Genomic DNA, 25,955 nt, shown 5'->3' on the forward strand with positions numbered 1-25,955 from the left:
TTAGTCATCTTAGCGGCTCAGCACTGAGTTCCCGAATCCGGCATCCGACCGTCCACGAGGAAGCCGTCGACGGCGTCGATGATGCACTGGTTCGACCGGCCGTAGGCGGTGTGGCCCTCACCGTCATACGTCAGCAGGGACGCGTCGAGACGCTCGGCGAGCGACTCGGACCACCAGTACGGCGTCGCGGGGTCGTTGGTGGTGCCGATCACGAGCATCTGCTCGGCGGTCGCGGCAGCCTCCAGCGACGTGACGTGCTCGTTCGCAGTCCACGGCCATTCGTCGCACCCGGCGCCACTCGCGAACCACCATCCGAACGTCGGAGAAGCCTCGACCATGGCGTCCCGGAACTCGTCGACATCATCGATGGTCCACGTGTCGCCCGGCACCTCGTCGAGGCAGCCGATCGCGGTGAACGCCCACGTCGAGTTGGTCTGATACTCGCCCGTCGCGGTGTCCCGGTCGAGGTAGAAGTTCGCCAGCTCGTACATGACGGCGGCCTCACCCGTGCCTGCGACCTCCTCGAGGGCGATCTCCAGGAACGGCCACGATGCCTCGTCGTACAGCGTGACGACCACGCCGTAGACGAACAGGTTGCCGTTGACGCCCCATTCGGTGCCGGAGTCGTAGGGCTCGTCGAGCGCCCGCTCCATCATGGCGCTGAGTTGGCTCTTCTGAGCATCGAGTCCGCCGTCGAGCGGGCACGTGTCCCGCTCTCCGCACCAGCGGAGGAAGTTAGTGAGCGCATTCTCAAAGCCCTCCGCCTGACCGCGGGCCTGGTCGATGCTCGGCAGCAGGAAGTCGACAGCGCCGTCGAGCACGAGCCGGCCCACGTTCTCGGGGTACAGCTCCGCGTAGGTGGCGCCCAGCTGGGTGCCGTAGGAGAAGCCCAGGAAGTTCAGCTGCTCGTCGCCCACGGCGGCTCGGATCACGTCCATGTCCCGAGCGGCGCTCACGGTGTCGACGTTCTCGATCACCGCGCCGGACTCGACCCGGCAGTTGGCGGCGAAGTCAGCCGCGCGCGCGTTCGCGGCGTCGAGGTCATCCTGCGTCTCGATCAGGGTGTCGGGGAGGTAGAAGGCATCGATCTCCTCGTCCGTCCCGCACTGCACCGGAGTCGAGGCGCCGACGCCACGAGGGTCGAAGCCCACCACGTCATAGGCGTCGAGCAGATCGTCGCCAGCGGTGGTCGCGAAGTACTCGGTGAGGTCCAGACCGGAGCCGCCAGGGCCGCCCGGGTTGATGAGAAGCGACCCGAGCCGGGCATCGGCGCTGCGGGCGGGGTGGCGGTTGAGCGCGACCTCGATCGTGTCGCCGTCGGGCTCGGACCAGTCGAGTGGCACCTGGATGGTCGCGCATTCGAGCTCGCCGCATTCGCTCCACTGGAGCTCCTGGTCGTACACGTCCGATGCGCCCGTCGCGGGCGGAGCGGCGGTGCCCGATGCCGTGGGGGCGGGGTCGGCCTCATCGCTCGGGGACACCTGCGTCTTGTCCGGCGAGCAGGCCGCCAGGACGAGGACGGCGACGGCCGATGCGGCAACCAGGCGGGCAAGGGCGGGCACGCGTCGATTCATGCGCCTAGCCTAAGCGGCGGCACCGACTCTCCCTAGCGACGCTTCCTCTAGGAAATAGTGCGTGGCCGGAGCGCAAGCGCCATGGCCTCGAGCGCGAGCACGGGGGCGACGTTGCCGGCCAAGCGCGTGCGCGTCTGGGTGAGCGCGTCGAGGCACCGCATCGTCTCGGTGAGCGTGGTGCGTCCCGCGAGACCCTCGACGTGGCCGCGATGGGACTCGTTCACGAGGGGAACGGTCGCCCCCACCTGCAGGCACGCCACATCCCGGTAGAGCGACATGAGGTCCACGATGGCCCGGTCGAGCACGTCCCGCTTGAGTCGCGTCGCGCGTCGCTTCTGGTCCTCTTCGAGCTGCTTGACCTGCGAGCGCAGCGCGGGCGGGAGCCGACCGCCGTCATCGGCGCCCAGGGTGCGCAGCAGCTCGTTGCGCTCCTCGACGTCGCGTTCCTCGGTCGAGGCCTTCGCGTCGGCCTCAGCGACGGCCGCGAGATCGGCCGCGGCGAGCACGGCGTCCCCGACTCCGCGGATCTCCGTGGCGAGCGCCAGCACCTGGTCGCGACGTCCGCGTGCTGCAGGGTCGCGAGCAAGGCGCCGGGCGATGCCGATGTGGCTCTGGGCGGCATACGCGCACTGACGCGCGAGCTCGGGTTCCACGCCGTCGCGGTCGACGAGGAGCTGCGCGACCACCTCCGGGTCCGGCACCCGCATACTCACGTGCCGGGAGCGGGAGCGGATGGTCACCGCGACGTCTTCCGCAGACGGCGCGCACATCACCCAGACGGTGCGCTGCGGCGGCTCCTCGATGGACTTGAGCAGCACGTTCGAGGTGCGCTCCGTCATGCGGTCCGCGTCCTCGACCACCATCACGCGCCACCTGCCCTCGCTGGGCGAGGACTGCGCGGTCGCGATGAGGTCACGCACCTCGTCGATGCTGATGGTGACCTTCTCGGTGGCGAGCAGCGTCACGTCAGCGTGCGCACCACTGAGCGATGTGGTGCACGCCCGGCACTGACCGCACCCGCCCTCGAGGCACTGCAGCGCAGCCGCGAACGCGCGCGCAGCGTAGGAGCGCCCCGATCCCGGCGGACCAGTGATGATCCACGCGTGAGTCATGGCGGACGGGTCGGCGACTGCGGCCTTCAACGGCGCGACGGCCACCTCTTGGCCGACCACCTCATCCCACACGCTCGTCGCACGCGCGGCGCCCGCGAGAGGGACGGCGGTCACGGAGTGCCCCATGGTTCGAGCCCCTCGGGCGAGGCGGCCGCGGACCCCGCCCGCACATCGGCCGTCCAGACGCCCGAGCGGGCCATCGCATCGGCCACGGCTCGCGTGACATCTCCGGCGACGTCCTCGATCGAGCGCGCGGCATCGATCACCGCATACCGCGAGGGCTCGCGCGCCGCCAAGCCCAGAAACGCCTCGCGGATCAGGGCGGCGTGCTCCCCGGTCTCCCGCTCGACTCGGTCCAGCTCGCGCTCCATCCGCCCCGCGGCCGGCTCCATGTCGAGCACGACCGTCAAGTCCGGCAGCAGGTCCTCGGTGGCCCAGCGCGAGATGCGCTCGACCTCGTCGCCCAGGCCGCGCGCGCCGCCCTGGTAGACGATCGACGAGTCGACGTAGCGGTCCTGCACCACCACGGCGCCGCGCTCGAGAGCGGGACGGACCTTGGTGGCGATGTGGTGCGCACGGTCGGCGGCATAAAGCAGCGCCTCGGCACGGGGGGCCACATGATCGCCATGCATGACGGCCTGCCGAAGCTCCTGCCCCAGCTGCGTGCCGCCCGGCTCACGCGTGGTGACGACCTCGAAGCCGCCCCCCGCGGGAGCGCGCAGATGCCCGGCCAACAGGTCGATCTGCGTGGACTTGCCCACGCCGTCGCCGCCCTCGAACACCACGAAGAATCCGGTCATGCGACCAACCTACCGGCGCACTCCGACGGCCGATGCGCGGGGCGTGCCCGCACGGACGTCCGGCTACTTCTCGTTCGGGTAGACGACGCCGACCTGCGCGCGGACCTCGTCCATGATGCGCATGATCTCGAGCGAGTTGTCCAGCGTGTGCAGCGGGCTCTCCGTCTTGCCTGCGGCCACCAGGCGCGCGACCTCGGCGGCCTGCCACTGGAAGCCGTTGTCGAAGACGCCCTCGTAGGTCCACGAGGTGCCGTCGAGACGGAACAGCGTGAAGTTGGTGGGCTGGTAGAAGGTGCCCTCGATCTCGATCGCACCCTCCGTGCCGCCGATGTGGCCGGTGCACGGCGTGCGGGCCTCCATCGTGGTGGTGAGGCTGGCCTGCGCGCCGTCGTACTCGAAGATCATGGACACCTGGCCGTCGACGCCGGTGTCGCGCAGGCGTCCCTTGGCGGTGATGGCCGTGGGCACTCCGAGCATGTCGTGCGCGAACGCGATCGGGTAGACGCCGAGGTCCAGCAGCGCACCGCCCGCGAGCTCGGGGCGCACCATGCGCTCCACGTGGGTCAGCATCTGGCCGTGGTCGGCCTGAACCGAGACCACGTCGCCGATCTCGCCGCGGGCGATGGCGGCACGGATCGCGTACATGTGCGGCAGGTGGCGGGCCCACATCGCCTCCATGACGAACACGCCCTTGGCGCGCGCGGCGTCCACGATCAGCTGGGCCTGAGCGGCGTTCTGCGTGAAGGCCTTCTCGACGAGCACGTGCTTGCCGGCCTCGATCGCGAGCAGCGCGGGCTCGTGGTGGTTGTTGTGAGTGGTCGCGACGTAGACGATGTCGATGCTGTCATCTGCGAGCAGCTCCTCGTACGAGCCGTATGCGGCAGGGATGCCCTTCTCGTCGGCGAACTGCTGCGCGCGCTCCACACCCGAGGCGGAGGCGACGCCCACGACCTCCGACTGCGTGTACCGGGTGACGGCGTCCGCGAGCTTGCGGGCGATGCCGCCTGCTCCCATGATTCCCCAGCGGAAGGCGGGGGCATCCATGGGGTTCGGTGCGATGGCGGTCTGCGAGGCGGTGTATTCGTGGCTCATGTTGCCAGCCTAGCGAGGCCGCGACGCCCGACCCACCCGCGACGCATCGGCGTGCGAACCTGTCGCATGAGTTCTCTGACCTCCCCGTCCACGCGCGCGCCTCGAACCCGAATGCTCGGCGTGATCGCGATCGTCGGCGCTGTGGCCTGGATCGGCACGGTCGCGGCGTTCCACCTGATCCGTCCCGATCTCTCGCCCGGCGACGCCTACATCAGCAATTACGCGCGCGGCGACTGGGCGTGGGTGATGCAGACCGCGTTCCTGGTCAACGGGGCGGGCTGGGCGGCGGCGGGTCTCGGGCTGCGCCGCGCACTCGATGGTGCTCCTGGGGCCACGGCCCTGGCGGCGCTCGCCGTGCTCGCGGCCACCGGAATGGTGATGGCCGGAGTCTTCCGGGCAGACCCGCTCGGCACCACGTCATCGTCGCTCGAGGGGCTCGTCCACTCGCGGACCGCCGGGCTCGCGTTCCTGTGCTTCATCGCACTCGGCTTCGTGGGGTGGTGGGCCCTGCGCCGGGCCGATGCGTGGGCCGGCTGGGAGCTGCCCTCTCTCGCCTTCGGGTTCGTGACCCTCACCCTGTTCGTCACCTTCAACGCCTGGCCGTCCGTGGCCGGTGGCGGCTTCGGGTGGTGGCAGCGCCTGCTCGCCGCCGTCGTGATCCCGGGGGCGCTGGCAGCGATCGGATGGAGACTGACCCGACCCGCGCATCGGACGGTCGCCACCGGCCTCCGCGAGGAGTAGCGTCAGAGGTATCAGGCACGACCTCGTGAGAGGGGGCTGAGATGACCGGCAACGACGCAGGTCCAGGCACGACGACGACGCCCACCCGATCCACGCGCGTGCCGCTGTCCGCATCGGCCCTCGGTCTGGGCGCGATCTATGCCGCGATGTTCTGGCTCGCCGTGACGCTGGCCTTCCACTGGATCCGGCCCGAGCTCGACCCGTGCTGCAGCTATGTCAGCAACTACGGTCGCGGCGACTACGAGTGGCTGATGCAGGCAGCGTTCGTGGTGTTCGGCTTCGGCTGGATGGCCGCCGGCATCTCGCTGCGACGTGCACTGCGTGAGACCCGCGCCGCCGCCGTGTTGCGGACGCTGCTCTTCATCGTGGGATTCGGTCTGCTCGTCGCCGGGATGTGGCGGGCGGACGACCTGGGTGCCGCAGGCGACCCCTCCCCGGAAGACGTGTTCCACACGGTCGGCAGCCTCGCCGCCTTCGGTGGACTGATCGTGTTCGGGCTGCTCTCCGCGTGGCTGCTGCGGGGCACCAGGCTGAGCGGGCTCGCGGTGGTGCAGCTGGTGCTCGGCCTCGTCACCCTCGCCTTGTTCCTGACGTTCAGCATCATGGCCGATGCCGGCGCCGACGGGTTCGGGTGGTGGCAGCGGGCGCTGACCATGGTCGTGATGCCCGGCTGGCTCATGTGGCTCGGCTGGCGCCTGGTGCTGACGGCCCGAGCCGCCGCCCGCCGCGCCTGACGCGCCTCGCCCGTTCACTGCGAACCACTTTTCGCGCGACACGCCGCCATGAGGGGCCGATGCGGGCGCGCACTCGGGGTGTCGATCCCCACAGGGGTTCGCAGTTGAGTCGGTGGGAGGCGGTCAGTCGGCCTCGCCCAGGTAGACCCACGTCTGGTAGCCGTCGCGGTCACCGCCGGGATCGGTGCCTGCCTCGTCGACCGCGTCCCAATCCACACCGTCGATCACCAGGAACACCGCGCCGTCGATCTCGGGAATGGGCGCGTCGTAGGCGCAGTCGTCGCCCCGGAGCGGATCCGTGCCGCCGCTGCGGAGAATGAACTGGAGGCCCGGATGCCACTGGAGGTGCGGGTCCGGGATCCCGGCGCTGACCTCGTCCGCCACCAGCCACGCGTGGTGCTCGAGGTACCAGGGCGTGTCCCCTCCCGTGACGCTCACCACCCACTCGTCGCCCCACAGTTCTCCCGTGAGCTCCTCGGTCAGGAACGGCAGTCTGACCGTGTACTCGGGCGCATCAGTGCTGGGGTGACCCGCATCCCGCAGGTCGGTCAGAGGCGAGCATCCTGGCTCGGGCCGCGGCACCGCGAACGCCTGGTGGGTCGGCCGGGTCCGGCTCAGCTCAGCCGAGTCCACGACGTCCGGCGAATCCCCATCGATGCCCGGCGCCTCGGAGGAGTTGGCGGGCTCGTTGGGGTCCACGACGACCGTCGCGAGCAAGGTGCTCTCCCCGGTTTCGCTGGTCGACCAGTACTGAGCGACGAGCCGTGTGTCCATGGGGTCGCCCGGATCGTTGGACCACGAGTCGAGCGAGTCGTCGCACTGGCCGATGCGCGGGATGCCTGCGCCCGACTCCCCCATCAGCATGGCGTCCTCATCGCCTCCCGCGCCGTATGCGCTCGACGCCACGACACCAGCGACGATGTCGTCATCCATCAGCAGCGTGGCGACACGGTAGGACCGCACCTCGCCACCCCCCGCGATCCTCCACGAGGGCGAGTCCGGGTCCCAGCCGGTCATGATCCCGTCCGGATCGTCAGGATCCAAGGGCCTCGGCTCCGCGGTGGGGGTACCGAGCGTGTCCCCCAATGTGGTCAGCTCCGCCTCAAGGAACAGATCGCGGTCGAGCGCCTGCGCATCGTGCACCGTGAGCCCGGGCGTGAGGTCGAGCTCGTCGCCGCACATCACCGCATCGGCTCCCCGCAGCATCACCTCGGGCTCGCTGTCGCGCACGTCCCCGCCCGATTCGACCGAGTAGCGGAACGGGCCCGCGTCGGCGCCGGCCGGCTCTGCATCCCACACACCGCCGAGAGAGGGAACAAGCCATGCCGCCATCCCGATCGCGGTGACACCCAGGACGGCGACTCCCGCCTGAGCCGTCGCCCTCCGCCGCCAACCCCGAGAGATGCCGTGGACGCTCGAGGCAACGACCGCATCGGCCGTCAGCGAGGGCGCGACCGCCTCGCCGTGCTGCTGGGCCGCGCGCCTCAACGCATCGTGAAAGTCGCTCATGGCTTGCTCCTCTCAACCACGGGCAGCCTTTCGGGTTCGTCGGCGCTCACTCCCAGCACCGGCGCGAGCCGTTGCCGGCCCTCTGCCAGGTACTTCTTGACGGTGCCATCGCTCAGGCGCATCGCCACCGCGATGTCCGCCACCGTGAGGTCGTCGTAGAAGCGCAGCGCGACGGCGGTGCGCACGCGCGGAGGCAGCTCGGCCAGCGCCCGGCTGATCTCGTCGTGCTCCTCGACGTCGGCGGCATGGTCGTGCGGATCGCGCGACGCGACCTTGGGGACCAGCCGGCGCCACGTAGTGTCCCGGCGGATCCCGTCGATGTGGAGCGTGCGCATGGTCGCGCGGACGTAGCCCTCGATCGCGCGGTGGTCGTCGAGCCGCCGGCGCTTGACGAGGGTCTTCACGACCGCCGCCTGCACCAGCTCCTCCGCATCGTGATGCGAGCCGGTCAGCACGTAGCCGTAGGCGGCCAGGCGCGATCCGCCCTCGCGGTACACGTCCGCGACCACCTCAGCGATATCCGGCCTGCTCATGTCCCTCACACCATAGGGACGGTTGAGGGGTGCTCGGGGGTGGGGTGCGACTTCACGCCCGCTTTCACTACGAACCCCTCCTCTGGCGACACGCCGCAGCATCGGGCCGAAGCAGTTGCGCATTCGGGGTGTCGCGCCCAGAAGTGGTTCGCAGTTGAGGAGGTGAGGGGCGGCCGATGCGCGGGCTGGGTCCCGCTCAGCCCTGCGCGTCGATCTCGGGGATAGAGGGAACGCCGGAGACCACGGTGATGGCCGTGAGGTCGTACACATCCCCCATCTCAGGCACAACGAGACTGGCGGAGTACTCCCCCTCTGGGACGAGGTCTGGGCTGCCGCAGTCCCACACCTGGTTCAGTTCGACGAACCAGCCGGGCTCGTCGTGCGGGAGGTCGTCTCGCTCGGACCAGCGGGCGTTGAACACCCACGTCCCTTCCACGCCGCGCAGCAGGAGTCGCATGTCCCCGACGCCTGTCATGCGCTCGACCGAGTCGGGATCTCCATCGGCACGGCCGACCGGAATCGGGTACCCGCCGACGAGAGCGTCGTCTCCGTAGCCATACAGGCGGCCTGTCTCGATGGTGTTGGGCACCGGGAGGCTGCCGACGACGTCCCCAGCGTCGCCCGTGCCTGTCACGAAGTCCGGATCGTCCAGCAGCGCGGCGCACTCGAGCCCGCCCGTCCACTCCCGCACGTCGATGACGGACGCGAGCGCGTCGTCGCCCCAGGTGTTTCCGAGCGAGTCGGGGTCATCGACCTCGGGCTCCCCCAGGCCGGTGTACTCAATCTCGCCCGCGCTGGCCACGATGGTGGCAAGCGGGCCGTCGTGGGTGGACAGCCACAGCTGCGTCACGAGCACCGGCTCGTAAGTGCCGTCGCTGGGTGAGCTGTCGGAGCATCCTTCTCCCGGCGCTGGGGTCCACGAGAAGCCGTCGGACGCGCCCGCCTCACCCATGCTCGTCGTCAGAGTGCCCGGCTCGGTGCCCACGACGACTCCGTCGCTCAGCACCAGCGCCTGCTCGAACACCAAGAGATCATCCGAGTTACTCGCCGCCAACGATGACGTCCATATGTGCGACGACAGCGCCCATTCGACATCGGCCGCGACGTCGATAGGGTCCACCAAAGTCTCCATGGTCAGGTTCCTCCAGAACTCATCAGTGATGGCCTGGTCGTATCCCGCCACTTCTTCTTGTGCGGGCCCCACCCACCACGAAGTGTCGAGCACAGCACCCGCGCCGAGCACCGACTCGTCGTGCACGGTGACGCCCGGATCGAGGCCCAATCCGTTTCCGCACTGCAGAGTCTCGCTCAAATCGACGGGCACATCGGGGTCCACCCGCGCGTCGGCGTCCACCCGGTAGGTTTCTCCGGTGTTGTCCGACATCGGGATAGGCGTCGTGGCCGAGGGAGTCGCCGCAGGTTCAGCATCGAAGCCCAACCCTGGCAGCACGCTCCACGCACCCACCGCCACGAGCGCGATCCCAGCCACGGCACCCACACCCACACCGACCGCGCGCCGGCGACGCCCCTGGCGCACGCGAGAATTCAACGCAGAACGCACGTCGCGAGAACTCAGGCGCTGCGCGGACTCGTCGGCCGCATCGGCCCCGTGCCGTCCCAGCTCATCGTGAAGATTCATGACCGACCCTCCGTGTCCACCACCGCGACGCGTTCGACATCGAACGTCGCGTCGTCACCCACCTCGAGCGCCAAACGGTCGAGGGCATCCGAGAGGTACCGCTTGACCGTCCCGACGGCCAGGCCCATCTCGTGGGCCACGTCCGCGACCGTGAGGTCGTCGTAGAAGCGCAAAACGACAGCGGTGCGCTGGCGCGGACTGAGCGCGCCGAGCGCTCTGCCCACCGCATCGGCCGCATGGATCCGTTCCGTGGCATCGGGCTGCTCGTCGCGAACGGCCTGCCCGGGCATGAGGCGACGCCACACCTTGTCGCGGCGCAGTCCGTCGAGGTGCAGGGTGCGCATCGCGGCGCGCACGTAGCCCTCGGCCGCGGCGGCGTTCGGGATGCGGCGGCGGCGCACGAACACCTTGACGATCGCGTCCTGGACCAAGTCCTCGCCCGTGTGCTGCGAGCCCGTCAGCAGGTAGCCGTAGGCCGCGAGACGCCGGGACGCGCGGTCGAGCATCTCGCCCAGCAGCTCGTCGTCGGTCACTTATGGCCCCTCTCGTCGGCATACCAACGGCCGATGCGCGGAAAGGGTTGTGGCCGTCCCGCCTCGCGCGCCCTTAACTACGAACCACATCCTGACGCGACACCCCGTCAACCCGGCCGATGCGCGGGCTCAGCACGGGGTGTCGTCCCCCAAAGTGGTTCGCAGTTAAGGAGGAGGGGGCTACTTCTTCTTGGGAGCGGCCTTCTTCGCGGCGGGCTTCTTCTTCGCCGGGGCGCGCTTCTTCTTGCCCGGACCCTTGGCGCGCTTCTCCTGCAGGAGCTCGATGGCACGCTCGGACGTCATGCCCTCAACGGTGTCGCCGCGCGGGATCGTCACATTGGTCTCACCATCGGTGATGTACTCGCCGAACCGGCCTTCCTTGATGACGATGGCCTTCTTGCTGACCGGATCCTCACCCAGCTCCTTGAGCGGCGGCTTGGCGGCGGGACGGCCGCGGCCGCGCTTGGGCTCGGAATAGATCTTCAGCGCCTCCTCGAGGGTGACGGTGAACATCTGGTCCTCGGTCTCGAGCGAGCGGGAGTCCGTGCCTTTCTTGAGGTACGGGCCATAGCGGCCGTTCTGCGCCGTGATGACGTCGCCCGACTCGGGGTCCTTGCCCACCTCGCGCGGCAGGCTCATCAGCTTGAGTGCGTCCTCGAGGCTCACGGTCTCGAGCGACATCGACTTGAGCAGGCTCGCCGTCGCGGGCTTGCCCTTGGCGTCCTCGGGCAGCACCTCGGTGACGTAAGGGCCGTAGCGCCCGCCCTTGGCCACGATCTCGTGGCCGCTCTCGGGGTGCTTGCCGAGCGAGCGCTCGTCGCCGCCCTGGTTCTCGAAGAGCTCGAGCGCCTTGGCGACCGTGAGCTCGTCGGGAGCGAGGTCATCGGGGATCGAGGCAGTCTGCCGCTCACCGTCCACCATGCGCTCGACGTACGGGCCGTAGCGACCGGGACGGGCGGCGATGCCCTCGCCGATCTCAAACGTGTTGATGGCCTTGGCGTCGATGTCCCCCAGCGACTCGACCAAGTTCTTCAGGCCCTCGGGGCCGTCGCCATCGGCTCCGAAGTAGAACTCGTGGAGCCACGCCCGCTGGTCGCGCTCGCCCGTGGCGATGCGGTCCAGGCCCGCCTCCATCTCGGCGGTGAACGCGTAGTCCACCAGCGTGGGGAAGTGCTGCTCGAGCAGGCGCACGATCGCGAAGGCGATCCACGTGGGCACGAGCGTCTGCTTGTCGATCCGCACGTACTCCCGTGCGACCAGCACATCCACGGTCGAGGCATACGTGGAGGGTCGGCCCAGCTTGCGGTCCTCGAGCTCCTGGATCATGCCGCCCTGCGTGAAGCGCGGCGGCGGCGTGGTCGCGTGGGTGATCGGCTCGAGGTCCTCGGCTTCGACCTTCTGTCCCTCGGCGAGCTGCGGCAGGCGCTTGTCCTTGTCCTGCGTGGCTTCCTTATTGTCGTCCTCGTAGCGCGAGCGCTCCTTGGACTCCTCGTACGCCGCCAGGAATCCCGGCGACGTGATGATGGTGCCGGACGCGGAGAACTCCACCGCGTGGCCGGCCGCCGTCTTCGCGCCGATGCGCACGGTCGAGGTGCTGCCCACCGCATCGGCCATCTGCGAGGCGACCGTGCGCTTCCAGATCATCTCGTACATGCGGAACTCGTCGCCCGACAGTTCCCCGCGCACCGAGGCCGGCGTGCGGAACTTGTCGCCGGCGGGGCGGATCGCCTCGTGCGCTTCCTGCGCGTTCGTGTCCTGGCTGGCGTAGACGCGCGGGGACGATGCGACGGAGTCGGAGCCGTAGAGCTCGGCGGCCTGCGCGCGGGCGGCGCGGATGGCCTCTCCCGACAGCGCCGGCGAGTCCGACCTCATATAGGTGATGTAACCGCGCTGGTACAGACCCTGCGCGACGCCCATCGCCTGCCGGGCGCCCAAGCGCATCTTGCGGCTGGCCTCCTGGATCAGCGACGACGTGATGAAGGGAGCGGCCGGCCTGCGCTTGTAGGGCTTGGACTCGACGCTCGACACGGAATAGGAGGAGTGGGCAAGGCCCGATGCGAGGGCACCGGCCTCTCCGGCCGTCACGTGGTGCACCTTGGCGTTCTTCAGCACGCCGCGGTCATCGAAGTCCTTGCCGGTCGCGACTCTCTTGCCGTCGACGGTGGTGAGACGCGCGGTGAAGCCCTTGCCCGCATCGGCGCCTTCGGAGGCCGTGAAGGTCGCGGTCAGGTCCCAGTACTCCGCGGACTGGAACGCCATGCGCTCCTTCTCGCGGTCCACGACGAGGCGCAGCGCGACGGACTGCACGCGACCGGCGCTCAGGCCCTGCTGGATCTTGCGCCACAGCACCGGCGAGACCTCGTAGCCGTAGAGGCGGTCGAGCACGCGGCGCGCCTCTTGGGCCTCCACGAGCTCCATGTCGATGTCGCGCGGGTTCGCCAGGGCGCGCTCGATGCCCTCGCGGGTGATCTCGTGGAATGCCAGGCGCTTCACGGGGACCTTGGGCTTGAGCACTTCGAGCAGGTGCCACGCGATGGCCTCCCCCTCGCGGTCCTCATCAGTCGCGAGGTAGAGCTCGTCGGCGCCCTTGAGCGCGCGCTTGAGATCCGCCACGAGCTTCTTCTTCTCGGGGCTCACCACATAGAACGGTGCGAAGCCGTTCTCGACGTCGACCGCGAACTTGCCGAGCGATCCCGTCTTCTTGTCGGCGGGCATCTCGGAGGGCTGCGGGAGGTCGCGAATGTGGCCGACGGACGACACCACCTCGTAGTCGGCACCCAGGTAGCCGCCGATGGTGCGCGACTTGGTGGGTGACTCGACGATCACGAGCTTGTGGGTCATCTGCTCCTGCTTTCGGGTGGGGGCGACTCCTGCACAACCGGCGAGAGACGCTCACAGAATACATACGGTGCGCGCCGTGTCGAACGGCGGCGGCTGCCCGGCCCTCCTGTGTTCACCCCGCGGCCACCCGGCTCTGTCACCATGGGGGTGTGAATAGTGAAGCAGTGGGACAGGCGATGCGAGACGTCGCGGATGACCTCATTCGACCGAGGTTCCGAACTCTGGCGGACGGGGACGTCGACACCAAGTCAGGGCCGGATGATCTGGTGACGATCGCGGACGTCGAGGCGGAGCGCGCGCTGACGCCGCTCCTGGCCGCCATCGCCGACCAGCCCGTGGTGGGCGAGGAGGCCTCCGAGGCCGACCCGTCGCTTCCGGACGTGCTCGGGACCGCATCGGCCGCGTGGACGGTGGACCCGGTGGACGGGACCTGGAACTTCGCGCACGGCTCGATCGACTACGCGGTGATGGTCGCGCACGTCGAGGGCGGGGACGCGCACTCCGGCTGGATCCTCCACCCCGAGACGGGCAACCTCTTGTATGGCGGCGTCGACGCCGCAGTCACCGTGACGGACGATTCCGGCATGGTGCGGACGGTGGACTCGGTCGCGAGCGCGCCGGTGCGCCCGGTATCGGACCTGCGGGGCATGGCGGTGCTGAAGTTCGCGCCGGACTCCGCGGCTCACGGACTCGTGGGGCTCGCCGAGGACGTCGCTGAGGTCACGCCGCCGCGCATGTGCGCCGGGTGGGACTACTGGGACATCATCGATGGCGGGCTCGACTTCCTGCTGTACTTCCGGGCCAAGCCGTGGGACCACGCACCTGGTGCCGCGATCTGCCGGGCCGCGGGCTACGCGGTGCGGCACCTCGACGGCGCCGAGTACCGACCCGGCGACCCGGGGCGTCCGTTCCTGGTGGCACGCGAGGGCGAATGGGACGCGCTGGCCGAGGCGATCAGGGCCCGCGCCGGCGAGCTCTAGTCGCTCCCCGCATCCTCCCTCCCCGCATCCTCCCTCCCCGCCTTAGCGCGCTGGCGGGCGGTGAGTGTCGGAACTGAGCGGTCCACCGATTCTGGCGGACATCCGTTGTCGATCGTGCGGTGTGACGAGCCGCCAGCGTCCTCCCGGCCGATGCGGCATCGACCTGCGTCTCGCGTGAGGCACCTGGGGTGGTGCGCGGCGGGTGCGTGTCCTCAACGACACTGAGGGCCCGCCAGGAGTCGTGAGCACCCCCGATGCGACACTGAGCGACCACTGGGGCGCTAAGGCGGAGACGGGGTGCGGGGACACGAAAAGAGGGCCCCCGGAGGGGCCCTCTTCGCGTCGTGACTAGACCGTGACGGGCTCGCGGGCCGCCTTGGCGTCCGCTGCGTCGGTGGCGACGACCTTGTCTGCGCGGGTCGCCCACACCAGGCCGAGGCCGGTCAGGATCAGGGTGAGGCCCAGTCCGGCCGCGATCGCGGCGGTTCCGAGACCGAGCACCAGCACGTTGGCGGTGACCGATCCGACGCCCAGCTCGCCGATCAGGGCGTGTGCGGTCGGGGTCCAGACCTGCTCGCGGGCAGCGCCCTCGAGGGGGTGCATGCGGTCGAAGTCGGCCCAGTAGCGACCGTCGGTGGGAACCTCGTAGGTGCCAGCTGCGAAGGTCTCGCCGTTGTACTCGACGTCCTCTTCAAGCACGACCTCGGTGGTGCCGTACAGCGTGTGGTAGGCCACGAGGCCCATCTGGTACATGTACTCGGAGCCGGTGTTGACCAGCGGGTTGTCGGGGTCCATCTCGTAGCCCTTGAGCGAGTAGCCCCAGTCGTCTTCGACGAGCGACTTGATGGCCTCTGCGCCCTCGACCTCGCCGCGGTCGACGAGCACGCCGTCCTCGTTGTAGGTCAGGGTGACGTTCTGCGCTGCGGAGAAGGCCTGCAGGGAGTCGTTGCCCGCCTTCACCTGGAGCGCGGCGAATGCGCCGACGCCGATGAAGCCGATGCCGATGATGGCGAGAATGATGCCGAGGAGCTTGAGTCGAGCAGTCATGATGTGGGGTCCTTTCCCATCCGGGGTTGGTGTTGCGTGTGCCCCAAGACTGACGGCCCAAGAACGCCTCGGTACGGGACCATGGGCCCAACGCGACCGATTTGTCACGAATCCAGGAGGAAAAAACTTCCAGGTCTCTTCCAGGGAGTTCTCCAAGAGGGGGGTGAGCACGCCCTCGCACGGGCCGCGCTCAGCGCAGCAGCAGCCCGTCGCGGACAAGGTCCCGCACGGCAGGCACGATCCCGCCGATGACGTCTCCCGGCGCCACGTCGAGCAGCGCCGCGAGGGCGTGAGCGATCTGGCCCACCGTGAGCTCGCCGTCGCTCGCACCCACGAGCCCCGCGAGCGCGGTGTCGGCCTTGATCACCCGGCCGAACCCACCACCTTGGCGCAGCAGGATGTGCTCGGGGTGCGCCTCGAGCGGGCGCCCGCGCGTCTCCTTCGTGACGTCGGGCGCGACGGCGAACGCGGTGTCCAGGACCTCGCCGTCCGAGGCCGACGCCAGCCAATCGTGCGCCTCCAGCGCGGCGGCGAGCGTGGGGCCCAGCGGCGTCGCCATGGTGCCCTCGTGCTCCTCGAACCGCCGCAGCGTCGGTGCGCCGGTCAGCGGCCTCCGCAGGACCACCAGACCGAAGCCGATCGCCTCCACGTCATCTGCGTCGAACGCCCGGAGGTACGCCTCGTAGGCACTCGCCCACAGGGCCGGGTCACGATCGGCGGTGATGCCGGCGTCCCGCAGCCACGTCTCCGCGTACTCCGCGGCATCGAGCGCATCGCGTTGGACGATCCAGGCGTCGAGCGGCACCGGCGCGGCGTCGAGCCAGCTCTCGATGCGGGCGCGCCAGTCGCCGCCGTCTTCGCCGCGGCGGATCTCCCAGTTGCCGAGCAGCTGCGCCACGCCTCCCGGCCCCAGCACCGTCCCGACGTCGGAGACCAGTCCCGCGGTGACGCCGTCGCCTGCGACTCCGCCGTGGCGGTACTCGTACGTGGGGGCACCTGGGGGCGTGATGACGAACGGCGGGTTCGACACCACCAGATCGAACGACTCGCCCACGACCGGCTCGAGCATGGACCCGTCGCGCAGGTCCCAGGCCCGGTGTGCGGCCGCACCGGCGCCGAGCGCAGGCGCGTTGACCGTCTCGTTGAACCGTGCATACGCCAGTGCCCGCGCCGAGATGTCCGTCGCGACCACCGCATCGGCGTGCAGAGAGGCGTGCATGGCCTGGATGCCGCACCCCGTGCCGATGTCGAGCGCTCGGTGACGCGGCGTGCGCATCGTCACCGACGCGAGGGTCGTGGCGGCGCCGCCGATCCCCAGGACGTGGTCCTGCCCCACGCCCTGCGCGGTCACCGCCTCACCCTGATCAGAGGCGATCCACCAGTCGACCTGGCCATTCTCGGTGGCGGCCGCGTAGGGACGCAGGTCGACGAGCGACCGCACGGGGTCGCCCGCCGCTTCGCCCGCAGCCTGCACCAGGCCGATGCGCTCGGCACCGTGCACGCCCACGTGCGCCAGTGCGGCCTCGGCCTGCGCGCGAGTGACGGCATCGCCGAGCATGAACAGCCGCGTGAGGATCGCCGGGGGAGCGTCGCCTGCGGCACGCGCCTCCAGGAGCGCGGGCACCACGTGCTCGCGTCCGAGCGCACGGAAGGCGCGGTCACCGACCAGATCGCTCACGTCGTCGACCGTCCATCCGTCGAGGTCCGCGCGGACGGCGGCAGCAGTCGGGGCGTCGGCCGCGGGGGGACGGGTGCTCACGGGGTCGAGGCTAGCGCGCCGCTACGGCCGGCCCGGCTCGGACGGCCCCAGCGCGTCACCGGTGAGCAACGCGCGATAGAACACGACCCCCGCGCCGAGCGCGCCGATCTCGACGTTCTCGTTCGGTCCGTGGATCGCCTCGCGCTGCGCCTTGTCCATCCGCAGCGGCGAGAACCGGTACACCGCCGGCGAGATCGGGGCCACATGCCGCGCATCGGAGGCGGCAAGCATGATGTACGGCACGGTCACGGCGTCCGGGTACGAGGCGGCGACGGCCGCGCCCAGCGCGCGCCACCGAGCATCGTCTCCCGTGGGCGACACGGGCGAAGGCTCGCTGGCCTCCACCACATCGACCTTCACCCGGGCGTCGTCGATGGCGTCGACCAGGTGCGCCCTCGCCTCGGCGCAGCTGGAGCCGACCGCGACGCGCACATTGATGACGGCCGATGCGCGGGTCGCCAGCACATTCTGCGCGGGGCTGCCTTCGAGCTGGGTGATCGCCGCGGTGGTGCGCACCATGGCCGCGAGTTCGGGCCCGAACCGGGGCATGACCCGACCCAGCACCGCGCGACGGCGACCGGCGCGCCGCAGCAGCCCGCGCATCGGCCGGGCGACGTGGGGGGCGACGCCCTCGAGCATCTCGATGGTGACGTCGTGCACTGCCGCCGGGAAGGGATGCTCCTCGATCTCGACCAGGGCACGCGCCAGGATTCCCGGCGCCGACTGGCGCGGCGGCGTCGAGGCGTGGCCACCCAGGCTCTCGACGGTGAGCCGCAGCGTCATGATGCCCTTCTCCGAGGCGCCGATCACGGCCATCGGCCTGCGCAGCGTCGGGAAGGCCTCGGTCGCGACCGCGCCGCCCTCGTCGAGGACCATCCACGGCTCGATGCCGCGCTCCTCGAGCAGATGCACCGCCTCGACCGCGGACGCGCCGTGCGACTCCTCGTCGCCGCCGAAGAACAGATAGAGGTCTCGCAGCGGCGACCAGCCCTCACGCAGCAGCGACTCGAGGGCTTCGAGGGCCACCACCATCGCGCCCTTGTCGTCGAGCGTGCCGCGCCCATGGACGCGGCCGCCTGCGATCACGCCGTCGAACGGCGGGTGCTCCCATCCCTCCGCGGCCCAGTCGGTGGGCACCGGCACCACGTCCTGATGCGCCATGAGCAGGACGGGACGTTCCGTGAACTGGCCGGGCACGCGCAGCAGCAGTCCCGCCCGGCCCGCGGTCTCGACCTCGGCCGCGGCGAAGACGCGCGGGTAGATCGCCTCGAGCTCCTCGCGGTACACGGTGAAGACGGCAGCGTCGGCGCCGGAGAGCGGGCCGGGCGGCGGCGTGACCGTGGGGATGCGCACCAGCCGCGCGAGGTGCTCCGCGGCGCGCAGCGCCTCGGCCGAGTGGTCGGCGGTCGGGACGGCCGATGCGCGACTGCGCAGTCCCCAAACTCGCTGGGATCTCATCGCGGCTCCTCTTCTGATCTCGGCTCGCGATAGTCAGCGACCTCACTTGTAGGGCCCGGGATGGGGACGCCGGCGGCGGGGACGCCCGCCTCGGCGACCAGCGCATCGGCGCTCGAGCTGAAGGCGACCTTGGGCATCGCGAACAGGAACGCCATCGCCACCAGCGCGGTGCCGCCGCAGATCGCCCACACGGCGATGTAGCCGGACATCGACCCGGCGGTGGACGCGGCGCCGGTTGCGGTGACGGCCACCCCCGTCGACAGTGCGATCGCAAAGGCGGCCGACGCAAAGGCGCCGCCGATGGTCTTGGTGGTGTTCGTCAGTCCTGCGGCGACGCCGGTGTGCTGCGGGGGTGCGGCTGCTGCGGCGGCGGCGGGAAGGGCCGCGACCAGCGCACCCGAGCCGACGCCCGCGATCACCATGCAGCCCAGCACCATCGCGAAGGTGTCATGGAACGGGATGAGCGCCAGGTAGCCGGTTCCCACCAGGCCGGAGGCGCCGATCAGCACCAGGCGTGGCGAGGTCATGGTCGAGATCTTGGCGAAGACGGCGGCGCCCATCAGCAGCGAGAGCACGTATGCGCCGATGAGGTACGAGGCGGTCGCGGAGTTCAGCCCGAGCCCGTAGCCCACCTCGGTGGGGTCCGTGCGGGCGAAGGTCGACAGCGGGCCCTGCGCGCCCAGCACGCTCACGCCGAACAGTCCCGCCGTCACGACCACGGGCCACAGTGCCGGGCTGCGGAGCATCGTGATGTCGACCAGCGGGTGCTCGGTGCGGGCCTCGACCTTGACGAAGACCCAGAGCAGCGCGATGCCGATGAGCACCATCGCCACCACCCACAGGGTGATGCCGTCCACGCGCACCAGCGACAGCCCGCCCATGATGGCGAGCAGGGCGATGGTCAGGATCGAGGTGCCACGGGTGTCGATGGTCCCCTCGCCACGCTGCCCGGTGTCGGGCACCTTGGCGATGACCACGATGAGCGCGACGGACACCAGCACCGCAGGCACGCACAGCGCGGCCCACAGCGGCAGGATCCCGCCCAGCTGGCCGCCCGCGAGCGCACCGAAGATGGCACCCGCCTGCAGCGCCACCACGATGATGCCGGCGCCCTTGCGCGTGAGCGCCGCGCCGTCGGGTCGCGAGCGCGCCCGCGAGAAGATGATCGCGACGTTCAGCGGCAGCCACACCACGTAGAAGCCCTGCAGCGCCCAGGCCGTCACGAACAGCGGGAAGGTGGGAGCGAACGCGATGGCGAAGCTCGCGATCATCGTGAGGATCAGGGACGCGATCAGCACCTTGCGGTGGCCCACCATGTCGCCCAGCCGCGCGAGCACCGGCACCGCGATCGAGCTGAGCAGCAGCTGCGCCGCCTCGAACCAGTTGATGTCCGCGTCGTTGATCTCGAGGTGCCTGGCGATGTCCGTGAACAGCGGCGTGTAGTAGCCCTGGAGCACGCCGGAGACACCCTCGACCACTACGAGCGCGCCCACCACCCCTCCGGCCAGCGCGGTGCGGGATCTCGTCATGAGGGCATCGTGCCACGCAGATGTGTCGCGAGCGTGTCCCGGGGCGTCATGAGTCCTGGTGTTCCTCCAGGTTGCGCGGGAGCCGAGAGATGAGTCCTCACGCTCCTACTTCGAGCGGGGTTCGTCGAGGGCGGCCTGTGCCGAGTCGCCGGGCGATGGCTCGTGGTGACCTTCGGACGCCACCGCGCGGTCCGCGACGCCCTCGAGGTCGGAGGCGTGCGAGCGGCGGGAAGCGCCTGCCACGGCCACGATCGCGATCGCGGCGGCGAGGCCGGCGATGCCCCACCGCAGCCACGGGTTCGCGTCGTCCCCGTAGCTCGTCATGACCACCGCAGGGGCGATCAGGAGTGCCACCAGGTTCATCACCTTGATGAGCGGGTTGATCGCAGGGCCAGCGGTGTCCTTGAACGGGTCGCCGATGGTGTCGCCGATGACCGTCGCCTCGTGAGCGGGCGAGTTCTTGCCGCCGTGGTGGCCGTCCTCCACGATCTTCTTCGCGTTGTCCCACGAGCCGCCAGAGTTGGCGAGGAACACGGCCATCAGCACGCCGGTGCCGATGGCTCCCGCGAGGAATCCGGCGAGCGCGCCCACCCCCAGACCGAAGCCCACGAAGATGGGCGCCATCGCGGCGAGCAGACCGGGTGTCGCGAGCTCGCGAAGGCTGTCGCGGGTGCAGATGTCCACCACGCGCCCGTACTGCGGCCGCACCTCGCCGGTCATGATTCCGGGGTACTCGCGGAACTGGCGGCGCACCTCGAACACGATCGCGCCGGCGGCCCTCGTGACCGCGTCGATGGCAAGCCCCGAGAACAGGAACACGGTCGCGCCGCCGATGATCACGCCCACGAGCGTGAGCGGGTTGATGACCTCGTAGGAGAAGTCGGTGGCCGATGCGGCGGCGTCGGCGATCGCCTGGCTCACCGCATCGGAGTAGGAGCCGAACAGCGCGGTAGCGGCGAGCACGGCCGTCGCGATCGCGATGCCCTTGGTGACGGCCTTGGTGGTGTTGCCGACGGCGTCGAGGTCGGTGAGGATCTGCGCGCCCTCGGCGTCGACCTCGCCCGACATCTCGGCGATGCCCTGGGCATTGTCGGACACCGGACCGAACGTATCCATCGCGACGATGACGCCCACCGTGGTGAGCAGCCCGCAGCCGGCGAGCGCGACGAGGAACAGCGACAGCGTGATCACGCCGCCGGCGACGAAGTACAGGATCACCACGGCGCCCGCGATGACCGTCGCGGTGTAGACGGCGGACTCGAGCCCCAGGCCGATGCCGGAGAGCACCACGGTCGCGGCGCCGGTGCGGGAGGTCTCGGCCACCCGCTTGGTGGGCTTGGACCCCGTGTCGGTGAAGTAGCCGGTGAGCCACAGGATCAGCCCGGCGAGGCCGATGCCCACGAAGACCGCGACAGTTGCCATGATCCGGGGGTCCCCCGTGACGCCGTCGAGAGCGGCCGTGCCGATCTCGTCGAACGAGGCGGGCAGGTAGACGAACGCTGCGATGGCGGCGAGCACGGCGCCGATCGCGGCCGAGGTGTAGAAGCCGCGGTTGATCGCGGCGAGGCCGGCCTCGTCCTTGCGGATCTTGGTGATGAACACGCCGATCGCGGCGACGAACGCTCCGATGGCGGTCACGATCAGCGGGAACACCAGCCCCTGCTCCCCCATCGCGGCCTTGCCGAGGATCAGCGCGGCGACCAGCATCACGGCGTAGGACTCGAAGAGGTCGGCCGCCATGCCGGCGCAGTCGCCCACGTTGTCGCCTACGTTGTCCGCGATGGTCGCGGCGTTGCGCGGATCATCCTCCGGAATGTGCTGCTCGACCTTGCCAACCAGGTCCGCCCCCACATCGGCCGCCTTGGTGAAGATGCCACCGCCCACGCGCATGAACATCGCGAGCAGCGCCGCCCCGAAGCCGAAGCCCTCCAGCACCGCCGCCGCGTCGCCGCGGTAGAAGAACACCACGGCGGAGGCGCCCACCAGGCCCAGGCCCACCACGGACATCCCCACGGCTCCGCCCGTGCGGAACGCGATGCGCGCGCCCTCGACGCGGCCGCCGGGCTGAGTGGCCGCGTGGGCCACCCGCACGTTGGCCCGCACCGCGAGCCACATGCCCATGTAGCCGATGGTCGCCGAGAACCCGGCTCCGAGCAGGAAGAAGATCGAGCGGCCGATCCGCACGCCTGCGTCTCCCGGGAGGAGGAACAGCAGCGCGAACACGACGGCAGCGAACAGCAGCAGCGTGCGGAACTGCCGGCTCAGATACGCCGACGCCCCCTCTTGGATCGCGCCCGCGATGTCACGCATCTTCTCCGAGCCGTCTGCGGATTTCAGCACCTGCTGTCGCAGCACGTAGGAGAAGATCAGGGCGGCGGCACCGATCACGCCGATGATGGCAACGATGGTGAGGCTGGAGCCTCCGACCTCGACGGCGGGGTTGACCACGTGATGCATTCGTCCTCCTTGACGAATCGCTCCGCGGCGACGACGTTGTCGCGCGGTCGATCAGTATTCGGGGAGTCTAGGCGACGATGGTCTGCGGGGCGCGGTGCCACCCAACGGTTGTGACCAGTTGTACGTCGATACTGCAACGGAACCGATAGTCGAGGACCGGAGGGGTCATGTCTCAGTGGCAGGACACGATGGAGCAGCTGGTGCGCACCCGAGAGCGCGCCCTGCTGTCCTATGCGTACCTGGTGTGCGGCAACCCCGTGCACGCCCAGGACTTGGTGCAGGACGCCCTGGTGCGCACGTTCTCCAAAGAGCGTGCCGGCCTCACCGCCGTCAAGGCGGAGAGCTACGTGCGTCGCGCGATCACCACCATCTATGTCGATCAGTACCGACGCGGTCAGCGCTGGCAGAGGGTGCAGCACCTCTTCCGCCCGGAACGGCTCGCACCTGATGAGTTCGGCCAGGTGGAGGCGGGCTCGGAGGTGTCCGATGCGCTCGCGACCCTTCCTCCACGAGTCCGGGCGTGCGTGGTGCTGAGGTTCTTCGACGACCTCACGGTTCCGCAGATCGGACGGGCGCTCGGCATCGCCGAAGGCACCGTCAAGCGCTACCTCAGTGACGGGATGACGCAGATGCAGCTCGCCCTTGGCCCGCTCGAGGACGCACCACAGGCTGACGCGGACGAGACCCCGGTGGACTCGCCCCGCACGCACGGAAGGAATGAGTCATGAAGCTCTCAGACGCGCTCAGGGGCGCCGCGGACCGCGCACCAGTGGAGCAGATGCACGTCTCCGCCGCCCACGCGGCGGGCAGGGTCAAGCGCGAACGCGCGCTGCGCATGGGCGCGAACGGGCTCGTGGGCGTCGGTGCTGCAGCGGTGATCGCCGTGGGCGCCATCGGCCCGCTCGGCGTGGGGGCGAGCGACGAGTCCGCCTCCGACGCGGCGGCGATGGAGGGCAGCGGCGTTCCGGAGATGGCCGCGGAGGATTCCGCCGGTGGCGCCGCCGGCACGCGTCTCGCGGATCAGTGGATGTGCGGCACCGAGTTCGCCGCCGATGACGGTGCGTGGGCATGGGGCGACTCGTCCGGCGTGACCTACACGGTGGGCGAGCCCGAGGCGGACGGCTCCGAGATCTGGCTGCCCAGCACGCTCGAGGCGAGCCGTCCGGTGGACCTGATCTCAGGATCGGACTACGTCGTGACGTGGGACGGCATCGTGGTGGGGAGGGCCATCAATGACACGCCGATCCAGTACGGTCCTGCCGACGAGCCCACGCTCCCGGAGGGAGAAGTCTACGAACGGCTCGACCCGGCGACCGAGTTCTCGACGCTCGAGCAGTCGACCCTGCTCGACCCGGTGAACTGCTGGGATGGCGAGCCGCTGCCCGCTGGCGACTACCAGGTGCACCAGGCGTGGACCCTGGCATATGCCGCCGATGTGGTGGAGCCGTCTGAGCCCGTCGAGCCGACCGAGCCGTCTGAACCATCGGAGCCGACGGCCGAACCGGGCGCGTCGATCGGCAGCGACGGCATCGCAACGGAAGACAGCACGACCTCCAGCGACAAGGCGCTTCCCGCGCCAGGGATGCCGGAGCTGTTCCGAGTGGCTGCCGAGCCGGTGGCGCTGACCATCGACGGCGACCCTGTGGAGGACCCCTTCGCGGCGTACCTGGACGGCGATGCGCCGGTGGAGCCGGTGCCGCTGCCCGAGCCGGTGGATCCTGAGCCTCTTCCCGACGGCTACCTCACGCCGGATGTCGCACGCCAGATGTTCGAAGCGAACCGGGTCGACGGTGCCTGGGACATGGCGCCGGGATCCCAGCGGTGGGTCAAGGTGAGCGACTCCACGTCAGGCGACGACGACTGGATGACGCACTTCTACGGGTGCTCGTGGGATGGCCAGGCCGGGGCGTCGTTCCCCGACACCTCGGCTGAGATGACGCTGTTGGACGTCGCCGTCGACATTCCCGCACGCATCGACGTGAGCTACGGCTTCGTGGTGGATGGCAACCCGCTGGTGTCCTCCTCAGTGACCAACACCTCGGAGTACACGGTGCCCGGCTACTGGACCGCCCAGCCTCAGCTGTACCTGGTGAAGGATGGGCGCGTGGTGGCCGAGGGGTACCCGGTGAGCACCGACCAGGACGGCATGGCCATCGCGGGCGGCATGGCCGAACGCGAGGCCACGACCGACATGATGATCGCGCCCATCGACGGCGGCGCTCTCGAGCCGGGCCAGTCCGTGAGCGGCGACTTCCTGTGGCGCGACATCAACGGGTGTTACTCCGAGTCAGGCCGCAGCGAGGTGGAGCCCGGCACCTACACCGTGCTGACGATGCAGTCGCTCAGCCTGTCGAGCGCTTACCCGCCCGTGTACTACGGAGACCCCCAGCCACTGCCCGAACTGAACGACTCCGCGCTGGTGGATCCGGACACCGGCGCACTCGGCGGCATGCCGAAGGAGGACCTCGGATTCGGCGGTGGAGACTCGGGTGCCGCGGGATTCTCCGAGCTGACGATCGACGAGCAGATCGAGCCCAACATCGCCATCGCCCCGGCCCCCGACCAGGGCGAGTGGCTCGAGCTGCAGGCGTGGACGTCGCTCGGCACGATCAACGTCTCAGCGTCGTAGCCACCGCACGTCGCTGCTCACGCGGCGCCGGTCACCCCGGCGCCGCGTGACCAGGACCGGCCACCGCTGTCGCACGCACCTCGACGGGCCCACGCCGGAGCGAGACCTCCACGGTTACTACCGCGCCGTCCACCGCGCACCGGCGAGAGCGCGCGCCGTTGTCACCCGCCGCCGCCGACGCAGCGGAGCACGCGCGGGCCGCAGGGTCCCGCCCGAGCGCCCGCTCCCCTCGCGCCACGTGCGCGCCTGCGAGAACTGCCTCATCCGCGGCGTGCTGAGCCGCGACCCTCACCGCCGACGCAGCGGCACCGGCCACGATGGCCGCGCCCAGCATCACCACCACCATCACGATGGCGAGCGTCAGGATGCTGGCACTCCCGCGGTCCGCCGGCCGCCTGACGCCCCGGGCGAGCGTCACGGCGACACGCGTGCCACCGAGGTCGCCGAGGCGGGGGGCAGCCACCCCGGCCCGTCGATTCGCACCGTGACCTGGACCCTCTCGTGGGTGGCATCGACCCCCACCACCGCCTCCGGCACCGCCCGTGCGATCTCGGCGCGCGCCGCGTCTGCACCCTCGACCACGGCGATCCGTGCACCCACGGCCGCCGCCTCCGTCGCGACGACACCCATGCGCGCCCACCCCACGGCGGCGAGCACGAGTCCCAGCACGATGACCACCGCCGGCAGGGCAGCGGCGAGCTCCACCGTCACCGTCCCGGACTGACGATCAACGGACGAGCACACCCGCCGGGCCGCCACCGCGCTCACCCGAACGCCGAGCGCAGGATCCCGGCCAGCAGCTCCCGCACCTCCTCCGACCGCACCAGCGCGATCAGCACTCCCGCGAAGGCCGCAGCCGCCACCGTCACGAGCGCGTACTCGGTGGTGGCCATGCCCTCGTCGTCATGCAGGTCCCAGACGCGACCTCCGCATTCATCGGTCCACTTGTCCATCGTCATCCCTTCCGGACCGCGACCCTCGCCGCCCA

22 protein-coding genes are annotated in these 25,955 nt (G+C 70.1%); 5 read left to right on the top strand and 17 right to left on the bottom strand.

Annotated features, from left to right (window positions below):
• Positions 1-17 precede the first annotated feature (17 nt).
• The 4 genes from QQX02_RS04520 to QQX02_RS04535 all read right to left on the bottom strand — a co-directional run bounded on the left by QQX02_RS04520 (position 18) and on the right by QQX02_RS04535 (position 4,578).
• Entirely contained in the window at positions 18-1,574 is a 1,557-nt protein-coding gene (locus QQX02_RS04520; protein ID WP_301141527.1) for an alpha/beta hydrolase, read from the bottom strand.
• A 47-nt stretch (positions 1,575-1,621) separates the two neighbouring features.
• Positions 1,622-2,800, bottom strand: coding sequence for a DNA polymerase III subunit delta' (locus tag QQX02_RS04525; protein WP_301141529.1), 1,179 nt, complete (start codon positions 2,798-2,800; stop codon positions 1,622-1,624).
• On the bottom strand, positions 2,797-3,486 hold the full coding sequence (gene tmk / locus QQX02_RS04530) for a dTMP kinase (protein ID WP_301141531.1): 690 nt from the start codon (positions 3,484-3,486) through the stop codon (positions 2,797-2,799). The genes QQX02_RS04525 and tmk overlap by 4 nt, the downstream gene beginning before the upstream one ends.
• A 63-nt stretch (positions 3,487-3,549) precedes the next feature.
• Complete coding sequence (locus QQX02_RS04535; protein WP_301141533.1) at positions 3,550-4,578, bottom strand: Gfo/Idh/MocA family protein; 1,029 nt, start codon at positions 4,576-4,578, stop codon at positions 3,550-3,552.
• A 120-nt stretch (positions 4,579-4,698) separates the two neighbouring features.
• On the opposite strand from QQX02_RS04535, the gene QQX02_RS04540 reads away from it, so the two are divergent.
• Together QQX02_RS04540 and QQX02_RS04545 are read left to right on the top strand one after the other, a co-directional pair.
• On the top strand, positions 4,699-5,319 hold the full coding sequence (locus QQX02_RS04540; RefSeq protein WP_301141535.1) for a DUF998 domain-containing protein: 621 nt from the start codon (positions 4,699-4,701) through the stop codon (positions 5,317-5,319).
• Positions 5,320-5,360: 41 nt separating this feature from the next.
• Positions 5,361-6,053, top strand: a complete 693-nt coding sequence (locus tag QQX02_RS04545) for a DUF998 domain-containing protein (protein ID WP_301141537.1) — start codon at positions 5,361-5,363, stop codon at positions 6,051-6,053.
• Positions 6,054-6,176: 123 nt separating this feature from the next.
• On the opposite strand, the gene QQX02_RS04550 is transcribed toward QQX02_RS04545, so the two are convergent.
• The 5 genes from QQX02_RS04550 to topA all read right to left on the bottom strand — a co-directional run bounded on the left by QQX02_RS04550 (position 6,177) and on the right by topA (position 13,108).
• Positions 6,177-7,562 (bottom strand): hypothetical protein, encoded by a 1,386-nt coding sequence (locus QQX02_RS04550; protein WP_301141539.1) that lies wholly within the window; start codon positions 7,560-7,562, stop codon positions 6,177-6,179.
• Entirely contained in the window at positions 7,559-8,095 is a 537-nt protein-coding gene (locus QQX02_RS04555; RefSeq protein ID WP_301141541.1) for an RNA polymerase sigma factor, read from the bottom strand. The genes QQX02_RS04550 and QQX02_RS04555 overlap by 4 nt, the downstream gene beginning before the upstream one ends.
• 196 nt (positions 8,096-8,291) lie before the next feature.
• On the bottom strand, positions 8,292-9,734 hold the full coding sequence (locus QQX02_RS04560) for a hypothetical protein (protein ID WP_301141543.1): 1,443 nt from the start codon (positions 9,732-9,734) through the stop codon (positions 8,292-8,294).
• Complete coding sequence (locus QQX02_RS04565; RefSeq protein ID WP_301141545.1) at positions 9,731-10,267, bottom strand: sigma-70 family RNA polymerase sigma factor; 537 nt, start codon at positions 10,265-10,267, stop codon at positions 9,731-9,733. Before QQX02_RS04565 ends, QQX02_RS04560 begins: the two co-directional genes overlap by 4 nt.
• 180 nt (positions 10,268-10,447) lie before the next feature.
• Positions 10,448-13,108 (bottom strand): type I DNA topoisomerase, encoded by a 2,661-nt coding sequence (topA, locus tag QQX02_RS04570; protein WP_301141547.1) that lies wholly within the window; start codon positions 13,106-13,108, stop codon positions 10,448-10,450.
• Positions 13,109-13,257: 149 nt separating this feature from the next.
• Between topA and QQX02_RS04575 the strand changes: the two genes are divergently transcribed.
• Positions 13,258-14,088, top strand: coding sequence for an inositol monophosphatase family protein (locus QQX02_RS04575; RefSeq protein ID WP_301141549.1), 831 nt, complete (start codon positions 13,258-13,260; stop codon positions 14,086-14,088).
• Positions 14,089-14,436: 348 nt separating this feature from the next.
• On the opposite strand, the gene QQX02_RS04580 is transcribed toward QQX02_RS04575, so the two are convergent.
• The 5 genes from QQX02_RS04580 to QQX02_RS04600 form a co-directional block, all read right to left on the bottom strand.
• A complete protein-coding gene (locus QQX02_RS04580; protein WP_301141551.1) occupies positions 14,437-15,135 on the bottom strand; it encodes a hypothetical protein in 699 nt (232 codons plus the stop codon).
• 190 nt (positions 15,136-15,325) lie between these two features.
• Entirely contained in the window at positions 15,326-16,894 is a 1,569-nt protein-coding gene (locus QQX02_RS04585; protein WP_301141552.1) for a DUF7059 domain-containing protein, read from the bottom strand.
• Between the two features lie 21 nt (positions 16,895-16,915).
• The gene (locus QQX02_RS04590) at positions 16,916-18,352 is read right to left on the bottom strand and encodes a M20/M25/M40 family metallo-hydrolase (RefSeq protein WP_301141554.1); all 1,437 of its coding nucleotides are present in this window, start codon (positions 18,350-18,352) and stop codon (positions 16,916-16,918) included.
• The gene (locus QQX02_RS04595) at positions 18,349-19,881 is read right to left on the bottom strand and encodes an MFS transporter (RefSeq protein WP_301141555.1); all 1,533 of its coding nucleotides are present in this window, start codon (positions 19,879-19,881) and stop codon (positions 18,349-18,351) included. The genes QQX02_RS04590 and QQX02_RS04595 overlap by 4 nt, the downstream gene beginning before the upstream one ends.
• 105 nt (positions 19,882-19,986) lie before the next feature.
• On the bottom strand, positions 19,987-22,338 hold the full coding sequence (locus QQX02_RS04600) for a sodium-translocating pyrophosphatase (protein WP_301141556.1): 2,352 nt from the start codon (positions 22,336-22,338) through the stop codon (positions 19,987-19,989).
• A gap of 167 nt (positions 22,339-22,505) precedes the next feature.
• Here QQX02_RS04600 and QQX02_RS04605 point away from each other — a divergent pair, with 167 nt between their 5' ends.
• Positions 22,506-23,066, top strand: coding sequence for a sigma-70 family RNA polymerase sigma factor (locus QQX02_RS04605; RefSeq protein ID WP_301141557.1), 561 nt, complete (start codon positions 22,506-22,508; stop codon positions 23,064-23,066).
• Positions 23,063-24,967 carry a hypothetical protein gene (locus QQX02_RS04610; RefSeq protein ID WP_301141558.1) on the top strand — a complete coding sequence of 635 codons (1,905 nt, stop codon included), beginning with the start codon at positions 23,063-23,065 and terminating at the stop codon, positions 24,965-24,967. Before QQX02_RS04605 ends, QQX02_RS04610 begins: the two co-directional genes overlap by 4 nt.
• 31 nt (positions 24,968-24,998) lie before the next feature.
• Here QQX02_RS04610 and QQX02_RS04615 read toward each other — a convergent pair whose 3' ends face one another.
• From QQX02_RS04615 to QQX02_RS04625, 3 genes are read right to left on the bottom strand one after another with little or no spacing between them, the layout of a single operon-like run.
• Positions 24,999-25,430 carry a pilus assembly protein TadG-related protein gene (locus QQX02_RS04615; protein ID WP_301141559.1) on the bottom strand — a complete coding sequence of 144 codons (432 nt, stop codon included), beginning with the start codon at positions 25,428-25,430 and terminating at the stop codon, positions 24,999-25,001.
• Positions 25,382-25,678, bottom strand: a complete 297-nt coding sequence (locus tag QQX02_RS04620; protein WP_301141560.1) for a hypothetical protein — start codon at positions 25,676-25,678, stop codon at positions 25,382-25,384. Before QQX02_RS04620 ends, QQX02_RS04615 begins: the two co-directional genes overlap by 49 nt.
• A 53-nt stretch (positions 25,679-25,731) precedes the next feature.
• Positions 25,732-25,920: a DUF4244 domain-containing protein gene (locus QQX02_RS04625; protein WP_301141561.1), complete on the bottom strand. Its 189-nt coding sequence runs from the start codon at positions 25,918-25,920 to the stop codon at positions 25,732-25,734.
• Positions 25,921-25,955: the final 35 nt, after the last annotated feature.

Origin of the sequence: Demequina muriae (genome assembly GCF_030418295.1) — a bacterium.
In the GTDB taxonomy this organism is placed as follows: domain Bacteria; phylum Actinomycetota; class Actinomycetes; order Actinomycetales; family Demequinaceae; genus Demequina; species Demequina muriae.